Consider the following 12,618-nt stretch of genomic DNA (forward strand, 5'->3'; position numbering starts at 1 on the left):
GAGGTTGCGGGCCGCGCCAAGCGGACGCGGCGGTGCCGGAGAACATCGGGATTTTTCCGCTTTCTCCCGATGGCCAACGAAATGGCAGACGAGTTCCCTACCCGCCCGGTCCGTTTCCTCATCCCACTGCTCGCGGAATATCAAGCCTCGATGAAGCTCGCCTCGAACAGTTCTCGCGCATAGGCATCATGGGTGACGCCGGCCTGCAGATCCTGCTTCGTAAGCTCGTCGACGAAACAGCCGTTCTTCATGATCAGCACCCGATCGCACATATGCGCGATAACCGCGAGGTCGTGGCTGACAAGCAGATAGGTCAGTCCTTTTTCCTCGCGCTGATCGGCAAGCAGATTGAGGATTTCGGCCTGGATCGAGACGTCGAGCGCCGATGTCGGCTCATCGAGCAGCAGGATGGGCGGCGACAGGATCAGCGCCCGGGCGATCGCCACGCGTTGCCTTTGGCCGCCGGAAAGCTCATGCGGAAAACGATTGGCGAAGCTCGCCGGCAAGCCGACCTGGACCAGTGCTCTTTCGACCTTCGACCAGATATCGGAATGCCCCATGGCGCGCAGTGGCTCGGCGAGCGCGGTGCCGATCCGGTGGCGCGGATGCAGAGAGCCGTAAGGGTCCTGAAAGACCATCTGGGCGAATTTCAGCTCTTCGCGGGAGCGCTTTCTTCCGATCGGTTTTCCGCCAAGCTCGATGTGACCGGTCCAACCGGACTCCATCCCGGCGAGGCAGCGCAGCACCGTCGATTTGCCGCATCCGGATTCACCGACAATGCCGAGCGTCTCCCCCTGGCCGACCTGAAAACTGATGCCCCTGACGACATGGTTGCTTGATTTGCCGGAGGCAAAGACGACATCGAGGTCACGCACATTGATCATTGCGCCGTCTCCAGATCGAGTTTCGCCCTGTCGAGAACCGCAAGCCGGCGAACCGGGTTCTTCGGATCGGGCAGCGCTGCTATCAGCCCGCGGGTATAGGGGTGGCGGGCGTCCTCAAGGCTGGTTAGGGTTTCGACGATCCGGCCGGCATACATGACGATGATGCGCTCGCAAAAGGCGGCCACCATGCGAATATCGTGGCTGATCAGGAGCAGTCCGGAATTGTTCTCGCGCACCAGTTCGTCGAGCAGCAGCAGCACGTCCTTGCGGACGCTGACATCGAGAGCCGAGGTCGGTTCGTCGGCGATGACAAGCTTCGGCCGCGCCAGCAGCATCATGGCGATCATCACCCGCTGGCCCATGCCGCCCGATATCTGGTGGGGATAAAGCGCCATCACCCGATCGGGGTCGCTGATACGGACGCGCTCCAGCATGGCGCGGGCCGCCTCAAACGCCTGTTTCTTGTGAAGACCGAGGTGAAGGCGTGCGGCTTCGGCGATCTGCTTGCCGATCGAAAGCACCGGGTTCAGCGAATAGCGCGGATCCTGCATGATCAGCGCGATATCCTTGCCGCGAAGCGCGCCCATCTGACGCTCGGTCTTTGACAGCAAAGGACTGCCGGCAAGATCCAGGCGTTCGGCCGAGACCACCGCGGCCGGCGGCAGAAGACGCATGATGGCGCGACCGGTCGTCGATTTGCCGGAACCGGATTCGCCGACGATGCCGACGCGTTCGCGGCCGACGTCGAAGCTGACATTGGAAACGGCGGGCACGGCGCCTCGCCCGAAGCGGACATTCAGCCCCTTGACGGAAAGAACGGGCTTGAGATCACGATCTTGCATGGCGGGGATCCAGAATGTCGCGCAGAGCATCTCCGGCGATGTTGAAGGCAAGGCTGGTGAGCAGGATGGCGATACCCGGCATGACGGCGACCCACCAATAATCGAGCATGAACTTGCGGCCGCTGGAGATCATCGCGCCCCATTCGGGGGCCGGCGGCTGGGCGCCAAGACCGAGGAAGCCGAGGGACGCCGCCGTCAGGATGATGCCCGCCATGTTGAGCGTCAGGCGAACGATCACGGAGGGAACGCACATGGGCGCGATATAGAGGAAAAGAATGCGGCTCGGCGAGGCGCCATAAAGGCGGGCGGCAACCACATAGTCGGCGTTTCTGACGACAAGGGCCTCGGCGCGCGCAAGCCTGGCAATCGGCGGCCATGCGGTCAGCGAGATCGCGATGATGGCCGTGGTCAAGCCGGCGCCAAGTGCCGCGGCAAAAGCCAGAGCCAGGATCAGCGACGGGAAAGAGAGAACGATATCGGTGGCGCGCATCAGCAGCGCATCGACGCGTCCGCCGAAGAAACCGGCAACGACGCCGATCAACAGGCCGATCGGCCCGACGATCAAGGAGATGGAAAGCACGGTCTGGATGGTGATGCGCGTGCCGAAGATGAGGCGGCTCAGGATATCGCGACCGAATTCGTCCGTGCCCGCCAGATGCGCGAGGCTCGGCGGTTGCAGGGCATCGCCCAGCGCCTGTATGGCCGGATCATAAGGCGCCAGAAGCGGCGCGAAGATCGCGATGAAGCAGAGAAGACCGAGGATGACGAACCCCGCAAGGCCAAGCGGCTCGTGGGCCAATTTGCGGCCGGCGCGCGCCAGCGACGCCGCCATGCGGCTCGACACACTGGGAGGGCGGATCTGAATCTCGCTGCGGATAACGTCGCTCATCGGGCCGCCTCCCTCATACGGGGATCAAACACGGCGTAAGCGACGTCGGCGAAGAAGTTCAACAGCATGAAAATGAATCCAACGATAATGGTGCCGGCGACGACGGCGTTCATGTCGCCGATCATCAGCGCGTTCGTCATGTACTGCCCAATGCCCGGCCAGGAGAAGACGATCTCGGTGACAACAGCGCCTTCGAGCAGCCCACCATAGGAAATGGCCAGGATGGTGATCAGCTGCACGGCAATGTTCGGCAGGACGTGATGCCAGATCGTGCCCAAGGGGCTCACACCCTTGGCACGGGCGGCGATGACATAATCCTGGCTCAACTGTTCCAGGGTGAAGCTGCGTGTCATGCGGGTGATGTAGGCCATGGCCGCATAGGCAAGGATGATGGCGGGAAGAATGATATGGCCGAGTGCATTCCAGAAGATTTCCGTCTCGCCCTGCAGCAGGCTGTCGACCAGCAACAGCCCGGTTTGTGGCGTCACGAGGCCTTCGTAGAAGACATCGATCCTGCCCGGCCCGCCGACCCAATTGAGGCCCGCATAGAAGATGACGAGCCCGACGATGCCGAACCAGAAGACCGGGATCGAATGACCGACGAGCGCAAGCACGCGGGCCGTCTTGTCGATGAAGCTGTCGCGAAACAGTGCGGCGACCAGTCCGAGCGGGACGCCGACGAAAGTGGAGATGATTACCGCCAGCGTCGCCAGTTCGAATGTCGCCGGAAACGCCTGGGCAAGGTCCGAAGAGACGGGATTGCCGGTGAGGACGGCGGTGCCGAAATCACCATGCGCCAACCCGTTCAGATAGAGGAAAAACTGCTGGTAGATCGGCAGATCGAGACCGAGACGCGCCCGCATCGCCGCATAAGCGGCGGGATCGGCGAGCTCGCCGACGATCGCGCCGACCGGATCGGTGGGCAGGATGCGGCCGATCACGAAGGTCACACATAAGAGGATGAACAGGCTGACCAGCAAATGCGCCAGGCGTCGGCCAAATTCGGCTACGGAGAGTTCCTTCATGATCGGCTGCCTCGGGAGTATTACTGGGTTTCAGACTTCGTGACGTTCTCGAGACGCGTCAGCTGGGTCGGATGCCCGATATATCCCTGGACCTTGCTCGACAGGACGATCGGCTCGAAGCGCTCGAACATCGGCAGCACGGCCGGCTTCTGTTCGACGAACATCTTCTGCATCTGCACGTAGAGTTCGCCGCGCTTCTTCGGGTCCGGCTCCATCGATGCCTTGGCGGTCAGGGCCGTCAGTTCGGGAATGTCCCAGGCCGAACGCCAGACGAAGTTGCCGGCATTGTTGGCTTCCTTCGAGTTGTCGGGATTGGACGAGAACTGCTCCATCGAGCCGAGCACGTTCGGCATATAGGCGCTGGTCTGCGGGATCAGCAGATCGAAATCCCGGGCGCGGTGGGCGGCGATGATTTCCGAGCCGTTGCCCTGCTGGATATCGATCTTGATGCCGACCTGGGCAAGCGATGCCTGGATGGCCGTGGCAAGATCGATGCGCGGCGTCTGCGCGATCGTCTTCAGCGTCAGCGAGAATCCGTCCTTGAACCCCGCTTCGGCCAACAGTTGCTTGGACTTTTCGACGTCGAGATGCCAATCGGGATTGGCGATCGCATATTCGAAATTCTCCGGAACGGGAACGTTTCTCGCCCGCCCGTAAGGACCCATGATCGTCTTCTCGATGCCCTTATAGTCGATGCCGTAGGCAATGGCCTCGCGGACCTTGGGGTTGGAAAGGTATTGGTTGCCGGCATTCATCGACAGCACGTAGAATCCGCCTGTCGGAATCCGCTGGATCGTAAAGCCCTGCTTGTCCTTGAAGGTCGCGAGATCGGATGCGGTCAGCGCGCTGGCGATATCGATATCGCCGCGTTCGAGCATCAGCCGTTCGACCTGGCTTTCCGGAACATGCCGAACGATGACGCGCTTCATCTTCGGCGCGCCGGCCACATAATCCTTGTTGGCGTCGAGAATAACAAGTTCGTTCGGAGACCAGCGATTGAGCGTGAACGGACCGGAGCCGGCCGAATGCGTGCGCATCCAGGCATTTCCCCAGTCATTGTCGGCGACATGCTTCTGCACTTCGACGCTATCGACGACACTGGTGGTCGAGGTCGTGAGCCGGTAGAGCAGCATCTCGGCCGTCACCTGGCCGGAAAAATCGACGCGGACCGTCTTGTCGTCGACTGCCGTGACGAGCTTGTCGATATTGTCCTTGTCATAGCCGATGCGCTTGAGGTTGGCGGCGGCTGCCTGGTCGAGCTTCAAGAGCCGTCCCAGCGAATAGACGACATCTTTTGACGTTACCGGATTGCCGGTGGCGAAATTGGCTTGGCGCAGCGTGAAGGTGATGCCCTTGTCGTCAACCTTCCAGCTTTCGGCCAGCTGCGGCACGATCTTGCCATCCGGCGTGCTGTTGACCAGCCGGTCGTAGAGATTCGACATGATCTCGACCGCTTTTCCCTCGGTCGCCTGATGCGGGTCGAGGGACAGAACCTGCGCCAGCGATGTCCCGATCACCAGCTGATCCTTCGGCGTGGCGGCGTATAGCTGCGGTGCTGATATCGTCAGGGCGCCGATCACGGCGCCGACGAACAAGCCCTTAGAAAAATGCTTCATTGTCAGTCCTCCCTAGACTACTATAAGAGACATATTATGTCGCCCGTATGTCGTATTATGATTTATCGAAGTCTGATATGATTTGCAAGACCCGAGCGGGAGACTTGATGCAAAGGGATTGGGGAACGGACTATGACAACACTCGGCCGTGGTCGGCAAAGACTGGCGCAGCAGGTCATCGATCAACTGCGGGCACAGATCGAGACGGGGAAGCTGCGGGTCGGCGACCAGCTGCCGACCGAGCCGCAGCTCGAATCGACATTCGGCGTCAGCCGCACCGTGGTGCGCGAGGCGATTGCCGATCTGAGGGCAGCAGGCTTCGTCAAGCCGATCCAGGGCAAGGGGGTCTTTGTCGCGGATCCGAAGACGCATTCGGTCCTGTCACTGACGCCGGTGGAAATCAAAAGCATCCCAGAAACCCTGGAATTGTTGGAGTTTCGCATGGCCGCCGAAGGTGAAGCGGCCGCAATCGCCGCCTATCGCCGCACAGCCGAGCAGGAGGCTGCGATCCGCGATGCCAACCGCAAAATGGCGCAACTCATCGAAACCGGACAGCAGACGGTGGAGGCGGATTACGCCTTCCACATGGCGATTGCGGCTGCCACCAACAACCGATTCTATGTCGACGTGCTGCGCCATTTCGGCGCCCGGGCCATCCCTCGCGGACAGTTTCCGACGCTGCCCGAAGCCAATGACCGAGACTATCTCCAAAAGGTTTATGCCGAACATGTCGAAATCCTGTCGGCCATCGCCGATCAGGATCCGGAACGCGCTCGCCAGGCGATGCGCGCGCATCTGATGGCCAGCCAACGCCGCTACCGCATGCTCGCCGAGCAGCAATAGGGCTCGACACTCTCCAAAATTCATATTATGTCATATGACATTGTGCAATTTCGAGAGAGACTCAAATGTATCTGGGAACACAGGTGGCCGCGCGGGATGACGACGATTATCGCATCTTCGCGCAACTGGGCGTGAAGCATATCAGTGCCGACCCGCCGGGAAAGCCGAGCAGCTGGACACTTTCCGACATCGAGCGGCATCGCGACAAGGTCGAGAGCTTCGGCCTGATCCTCGACATGATCCAGTTGCCCCTGCCCTCGCAGCCGATCGAGAAGGCGTCCTATCCCGATATCCTGCTCGCCGGACCTGATCGCGACCGACAGATCGACGCCGTCTGCAAGATGATCGAGAATGTCGCCGCAGCCGGCATTCCCGCCGTCAAATATAATCTCAATCTGATCGGCATTCCGCGCACGCCGGACGAACCGGGACGCGGCGGCTCGCTGAACGCCAGCTTCCGCTGGGAGAAGACGGACCAGCAGGCCGCGCCCGGCCTTGCCGGCGTTCTCTCCGAAGACGAAAACTGGGAGCGGATCGACTATTTCCTCGAACGCGTCGTTCCCGTTGCCGAAAGCAACCGTGTCCGGCTCGCCTGCCATCCGCACGATCCCTATACGCCGCCGGGCTACCGCGGCGTCACGCGGGTGCTGGGTACGGTGGAAGGCCTGAAGAAATTCGTGCTGATGCGGGAAAACCCGTATCACGGTCTCAATTTCTGCCAGGGCTCAGTCGGCGAGATGCTCGAAAATCCGGGCGAAGAGATCGACGACATCATTCGCTGGTTCGGCCAGCGCGGCAAGATCTTCAATGTTCACTTCCGCAACATTCGCGGCGGCAAGCTTTCGTTCATGGAGACCTTCCCGGATGAGGGCGACATGGACATGGTTCGCTCGGTCAGGATCTACAAGGAAGTCGGCTTCAAATACATGCTGATGCCGGACCATGTGCCGACCGTCAGCGGCAAGGACCCTTCCGCCACCGCCTTTGCCTTCTGCTACGGCTATATCGCGGCACTTCTGCAAGCGCTCGAAAGCGCCTGACTATTTTCAACAGGTCAAGAATAGGAATTCATGATGAACCCGATTGAATTGAAGAAGGCCGTCGGCAGTGGTCTCCTCTCGTTTCCGGTGACGCATTTCGACGATCAACTCAAGTTCGACGAAGCCAAGTACCGCCGTCATGTCGAGTGGCTTGCAGGATATGACGCGGCCGCGCTGTTTGCCGCCGGCGGCACCGGTGAGTTCTTCTCCCTCAATCCCGCCGAGATTCCACAGGTCGTCCGGGCCGCCAAGGCGTCGGCGGGCAAGACGCCGATCATCTCGGGAACCGGCTATGGCACGTCGCTGGCGATCGAGATCGCAAAGGCGGCCGAGAAGGCCGGCGCGGACGGATTGCTGCTGTTGCCGCCCTATCTGATGTTTGCCGAACAGGCCGGGTTGATTGCCCACGTCAAGGCGGTCTGCCAGTCGGTCGGCATTGGCGTCATCGTCTATAACCGCGACAACGCCATTCTTTCGGCCGAAAGCATTTCGCGCCTGGCGGAGGAATGCCCGAACCTGATCGGCTTCAAGGACGGCGTCGGCGATGTCGACAAGGTCATTGAGATCACCACCCTGCTCGGCGACCGTCTCGTTTATGTCGGCGGCATGCCGACCCACGAGGTCTATGCCCAAGCCTATTTTGCCGCCGGCGTGACGACCTATTCGTCCGCGGTCTTCAACTTCGTGCCTGCACTGGCCCAACGCTTTTACGGCGCCTTGCGCACCGGCGATCAGGCGACCGTCGACGAGATCCTGAAGAGCTTCTTCTTCCCCTTCGTCGCCTTGCGCAACCGCAAGAAGGGATACGCCGTCTCGATCATCAAGGCCGGCCTCCGGGTGCTCGGGCAGAATCCGGGGCCTGTGCGGCCGCCTCTGACGGATCTCACCCCGGACGAGCTCGCGCGGCTGGAGAAGATCGTGCAGGCCAACGGCGTCGAACGGATTGCGGCGGAATAATATATCGCGGCAGCAGGCGGCCGGGACGTCCCGGCCGTCCGCACTCCGGTGGATCGCCATCCGCCGGAGTGCGCACCGATCATCCAACAATCAGCGCAAATTGAACGTGCAAGGGGCTGCTATCGGCGATCTCCTGGGCCGAGGATTCGCTACAGCGCCACACCAGTGCCGCGATCGAAGACATGCACTTGGTCACTCGTAATACTCGCCTCGAAGACGGCGCCGTAACGGGCGGGATATTCGCCGTCGACGATGGCGGTCACCTGCTGGCCGGCGAGGTCGAAGACGACATGGGTCTGGGCGCCGGTGGGTTCCACCAGCATCGTGCGGCCGGCGAGCGGCGTGCCGGCTGATATGCCGGGAACGAGATGCTCGGGGCGCAGGCCGATCGTGATGGCCTGGCCGGGTCTGACCTTGCGGTCGGGGGCGATGCGGATTGCCGTGCCGTCCTCGAGGCGGGCGGCGGGTTCACCGTTTTCGCCGTCGACCGTGCCGTCCAGCATGTTCATCGCCGGCGATCCGATGAAGGCGGCGACGAAGAGATTGGCGGGCTTCCGGTAGAGTTCGAGCGGCGTGCCCTGTTGCTCCACCCTGCCCTGATTGAGCACGACGATGCGGTCGGCCAGCGTCATCGCTTCGATCTGGTCGTGGGTGACGTAGATCGAGGTCGTCCTGACCTTCTGGTGCAGCGTCTTGATTTCCGAGCGCATCTGCACGCGCAGCTTGGCATCGAGGTTGGACAGCGGCTCGTCGAACAGGAAGACGGCGGGATTGCGCACGACGGCGCGGCCCATGGCGACGCGCTGGCGCTGGCCACCGGAAAGCTGGGCCGGCTTACGGTCGAGGAGTTCGGCGAGATCCAGCATGCGGGCGGCTTCGGCGACGCGGAGCTCGATCTGGGGTTTCGCAACGCCGGCGAGCTTCAGATTGAAGCCCATGTTTTCAGCCACGGTCATGTGCGGATAGAGCGCATAGGACTGGAAGACCATGGCGATGTTGCGTTCGCGCGGCGTCATGGCGTTGACGACCTTGCCGCCGATCGCGATCTCGCCATCGGTGATCTCCTCGAGGCCGGCGATCATCCGCAGCAGTGTCGATTTCCCGCAACCGGACGGCCCGACGAGGGCGACGAATTCCCCATCCTCGATATGAAGCGAAATGCCGTGGATGACGTCGACGGCGCCATAGGTCTTGCTGATATCGGTGAGTTCAACGGATGCCATGATTGCAGCTCCAATGGTGGTTCGGCTCAGGACTTGACGGCGCCGGCTGTCAGACCGGCGATGATGTGTCTCTGGGCGACGAAAAAGACGATGATGGTGGGAAGGATGGTCAGCGTGATGAAGGCCAGCACCAGCTGCCATTCCGTGCCGTATTCGCCGCGATAGACCATGATGCCGAGCGGCCAGGGATATTTCGATTCCGAGTTCAGCATGATCAGCGGCAGGATGTAGCTGTTCCAGCTGCCGACGAAGGAAATGATGCTGACGGTGGCGACGATCGGCCGGGAAAGCGGCAGCGAGATATGCCAGAAGAAGCGGAGATAGCCGCAACCGTCGACGAAGGCCGCCTGAAACAATTCTTCCGGAAGGTTGCGGAAATAGTTTCGAAACAGCAGGATGCTCATGCCAAGGCCGAAGGCCACCTGCGGCAGCACCACGCCCCAATAGGTATCGAGCAGGCCGAGATCGCGGATGCGGATGAAGAGCGGCAGGATCGCGGTCGCCGCGGGAAACATCAGGCCGAGCAGGAAATAATTGAGCAGGAACGACGATCCGAAAAACCGGACATGGGCAAAGGCGAAAGCCGCCATCGACGAGACGATCAGCGTCAGGAGGACGGTGAGCGACGCGATCACCAGCGAATTGCCGATCTGCAGCCAGTAGCGCTCACCGAAAAGAATATCGGTATAGTTCGCCCATTGCCACTCCGTCGGCAGGCCGAAGGGATTGGTGCGCAGGTCACCCAGCGTCTTGAAGCCGCCGAGTGCGGTCGTCAGCAGCGGCACCAGCACGATCGCGGCAATCAGGCTCAGCGACACGTAGAGATAGACGCGCGTGGACGTGCTCATGCGGATGGAAGAGCTCATATCAGTCATGGCGCATGAAAATCCTTTTGTAACCGAAGGCGAGCGTCACGCAGATGACGAAGAGCACGACACCGACGGCGCTGCCGAGGCCGACCTGCATGCGCATGACGCCATAGGTGTAGAGGAAGGTGACCATCGTCTGGGTGGAGTTGGACGGCCCGCCGCCGGTCAGCGGCATGATCATGTCGAAGAGCTGCAGCGAACCGACGACGGCAAAGAAGATCGAAAGACGCAAGGTCGAGCCGAGCAGCGGCAGGGTGACGTAGCGGAACTTCTGCCAGCCGGTGGCGCCGTCGATTTCGGCGGCCTCCAGCACGCTTTTGTCGACGGATTGCAAGCCGGCGATGAACAGCATCATGTGGAAGCCGAAATATTTCCAGACGATGACCCCAAGCACGGCATAGATCGCCACGTCCTTGTCGGCGAGCACGTAAGGGTTGGCGAAGCCGAAGAAGTTGGAAACGGCGGCAAACAGGCCATAGTCGCCATCATAGACGAAGCGCCAGATAAGGCCTGCGGCAACGTCTGCCAGCACATAGGGCAGGAAGAAGATCAGGCGGAAGCCGACGACACCCGGAATGCGGTGCGCCAGCATGGTCGCCAGCCAGATGGCCAGCGGCACCTGGATGCAGATCGAGATGACGATGATCAGGCCGTTATTGACCAACGCCTGGGTGAAAGCCGCATTTCGAAACAGAACCTGGAAATTGCGCAGCGCGATGAACTCGGTCGGCGTGCCGTAACCATTCCACTTGTAGAGGCTGTACCAGGCCGCCTCGCCCATCGGCATGATGACGAAGAGGGTGAAAAGCAGCAGCGCCGGCGGCAAAAAGATCAAAAGCACCGTCAGCCGGTCATGGGCGACCGAACTCCTGCTGTTTGCGGCTTTTCTTGCCGGCCTTGCGGCCGTCGTTATCGATGGGACTGAGATATTGGCCATGGTTCCTGCTTTCGCATCTCGTCGGCAGCAATCCCGGCGCCCGCTTTCAACAGGAGCGCCGGGAGGATCTGCAGGCGCTGGTTATTGTTCCAGTTCGAAAGCGTCCTGGATCATCTGGGCGCCGTCCTTGGAATTCATCTGACCGGAGACGATTTCCACCGATACGTCGTTGACAACACGGCCAACGGCCGCGCCGAGATCCTGGTCGAAATAGTTCTGATGCCAGGTCGAGCCGGCAAGCTGTTTTGCCGATTCGGCAAGCAGCGGGTTGGTGACGCCGTCACCGGCGCCGACGGCAACGGGCAGCAACATGCCGGCCTTGGCCATCGCCCGCTCGTTGTCGGCACTCGTCAGGAAAGCGAGGAAATCGATCGCTTCCTTGGAGGCCTTCTTGGTGACGGCCCAGCCGTTCAGACCGCCGAGCGTATCGGTCGGCTTACCGGCGCCGCCATCGACCGCCGGGAAGGCGAAACGGCCGATATTGTCGGGTGCGAGGCCCTTGCCGTCGCCGGCATTCTTGCGCTGATTGGCCTCGGTATTTTCAAAGCCGAGGATGATCGCTGCCTTGCCGTCACCGAAAACCCCGAGCGCCTGCGGCCAGGTCGAACCGAGATAGCCGGGCTGGAAAGGTTCGAGCTTTCCGAGTTCGGCAAGATCGTCACCAGCCTTGATGATCGCCGGATCGAGGAAACCTTCTCCCTGTCCCGTCTTGGCCGCTTCGAAGACCTTCTGGCCGCCTTCGCGCATGACGAGATAGCTCCAGTAGAAGTGGATCGGCCACTTCTCACCGCCGCCGCCGGCGATCGGCACGATGCCGGCCGCCTTGATCTTCTTCACTGTGTCCAGAAAATCAGCCCAGTTCTTGATGTCCTCGGCCTTCACCCCGGCCTTGGCGAACAGTTCCTTGTTGTAGAAAAAGCTGACCAGGCCGACCTTGTAGGGAATGGCCCAGGTCTTGCCGTCGAATGTCAGGCCGCTGACCGAAGCCGGGCTATAAGCGCTGCGCAGCTTGCCGCCATCGGCATCGAGTGCCGCTGTCACATCCTGGAGCGCGCCGGTCTCGGATTGCTGCTTCAGGACGCCGCCGCCCCAGCTGAAGAAGAAATCCGGCACGTCGTCGGACTGCAGCAAGGTCGGCAGCTTGGCCTTGAAGGCCTCGTTTTCGAGAAACTGCATCTGGATGTCGACGTCGGGATGCTGGGCTTCGTATTTCTTGACGATGTCTTCCCAGGCCGCGACGTATTTGGGGTCGAGCTCGAGATGCAGCCACTTGACCACCGTCGTCGCCGAGGCCGCACCTGCCCCGGCCAGCAACATGCCGGCGGCCGCGGCCATGGATGCGATGCGTCTGCCGCCGAGACCGGCGCTCTTCAACATAAAATTCATGATTTTTCCTCCCAGGGGCCTGTCCTCACAATTTTTCCCCTATGCGGATTAATTCAACGGAGCTTTGACGCAATGTCAACCCAATGCCTGTATTTTTATCAAATGCG

12 protein-coding genes are annotated in these 12,618 nt (G+C 61.1%); 3 read left to right on the plus strand and 9 right to left on the minus strand.

The genetic code is table 11. From position 1 onward, the window contains the following. Positions 1-140: 140 nt before the first annotated feature. The 5 genes from FHT69_RS07570 to FHT69_RS07590 are packed head-to-tail and all read right to left on the minus strand — an operon-like array spanning position 141 to position 5,256. Complete coding sequence (locus tag FHT69_RS07570; protein ID WP_183905143.1) at positions 141-884, minus strand: ABC transporter ATP-binding protein; 744 nt, start codon at positions 882-884, stop codon at positions 141-143. Continuing rightward, complete coding sequence (locus FHT69_RS07575) at positions 881-1,726, minus strand: ABC transporter ATP-binding protein (protein WP_097544429.1); 846 nt, start codon at positions 1,724-1,726, stop codon at positions 881-883. Before FHT69_RS07575 ends, FHT69_RS07570 begins: the two co-directional genes overlap by 4 nt. Beyond that, complete coding sequence (locus tag FHT69_RS07580) at positions 1,713-2,615, minus strand: ABC transporter permease (protein WP_183905144.1); 903 nt, start codon at positions 2,613-2,615, stop codon at positions 1,713-1,715. Before FHT69_RS07580 ends, FHT69_RS07575 begins: the two co-directional genes overlap by 14 nt. Beyond that, positions 2,612-3,640, minus strand: coding sequence for an ABC transporter permease (locus tag FHT69_RS07585; RefSeq protein ID WP_028758114.1), 1,029 nt, complete (start codon positions 3,638-3,640; stop codon positions 2,612-2,614). The genes FHT69_RS07580 and FHT69_RS07585 overlap by 4 nt, the downstream gene beginning before the upstream one ends. A gap of 20 nt (positions 3,641-3,660) precedes the next feature. Further along, positions 3,661-5,256, minus strand: coding sequence for an ABC transporter substrate-binding protein (locus FHT69_RS07590; RefSeq protein WP_028758113.1), 1,596 nt, complete (start codon positions 5,254-5,256; stop codon positions 3,661-3,663). Positions 5,257-5,388: 132 nt separating this feature from the next. Between FHT69_RS07590 and FHT69_RS07595 the strand changes: the two genes are divergently transcribed. From FHT69_RS07595 to kdgD, 3 genes are all read left to right on the plus strand, one after another. Next, positions 5,389-6,099: a FadR/GntR family transcriptional regulator gene (locus tag FHT69_RS07595; RefSeq protein ID WP_132574610.1), complete on the plus strand. Its 711-nt coding sequence runs from the start codon at positions 5,389-5,391 to the stop codon at positions 6,097-6,099. 65 nt (positions 6,100-6,164) lie between these two features. Continuing rightward, positions 6,165-7,139, plus strand: coding sequence for a mannonate dehydratase (locus FHT69_RS07600; protein WP_028758111.1), 975 nt, complete (start codon positions 6,165-6,167; stop codon positions 7,137-7,139). A 30-nt stretch (positions 7,140-7,169) separates the two neighbouring features. Then, on the plus strand, positions 7,170-8,096 hold the full coding sequence (gene kdgD / locus FHT69_RS07605) for a 5-dehydro-4-deoxyglucarate dehydratase (protein WP_183905145.1): 927 nt from the start codon (positions 7,170-7,172) through the stop codon (positions 8,094-8,096). A gap of 149 nt (positions 8,097-8,245) precedes the next feature. Here the strand turns inward: kdgD and FHT69_RS07610 are convergent, their stop codons facing one another. The 4 genes from FHT69_RS07610 to FHT69_RS07625 form a co-directional block, all read right to left on the minus strand. Then, entirely contained in the window at positions 8,246-9,460 is a 1,215-nt protein-coding gene (locus tag FHT69_RS07610) for an ABC transporter ATP-binding protein (RefSeq protein ID WP_409527527.1), read from the minus strand. Continuing rightward, positions 9,346-10,194 (minus strand): carbohydrate ABC transporter permease, encoded by an 849-nt coding sequence (locus tag FHT69_RS07615; RefSeq protein ID WP_003539503.1) that lies wholly within the window; start codon positions 10,192-10,194, stop codon positions 9,346-9,348. Before FHT69_RS07615 ends, FHT69_RS07610 begins: the two co-directional genes overlap by 115 nt. Then, positions 10,187-11,125: a carbohydrate ABC transporter permease gene (locus FHT69_RS07620; RefSeq protein WP_097594543.1), complete on the minus strand. Its 939-nt coding sequence runs from the start codon at positions 11,123-11,125 to the stop codon at positions 10,187-10,189. Before FHT69_RS07620 ends, FHT69_RS07615 begins: the two co-directional genes overlap by 8 nt. A gap of 81 nt (positions 11,126-11,206) precedes the next feature. After that, positions 11,207-12,511, minus strand: coding sequence for an ABC transporter substrate-binding protein (locus tag FHT69_RS07625; RefSeq protein WP_028758106.1), 1,305 nt, complete (start codon positions 12,509-12,511; stop codon positions 11,207-11,209). Positions 12,512-12,618: the final 107 nt, after the last annotated feature.

Source organism: Rhizobium sp. BK008, assembly GCF_014197345.1.
GTDB classification, from domain to species: Bacteria; Pseudomonadota; Alphaproteobacteria; order Rhizobiales; family Rhizobiaceae; genus Rhizobium; species Rhizobium anhuiense.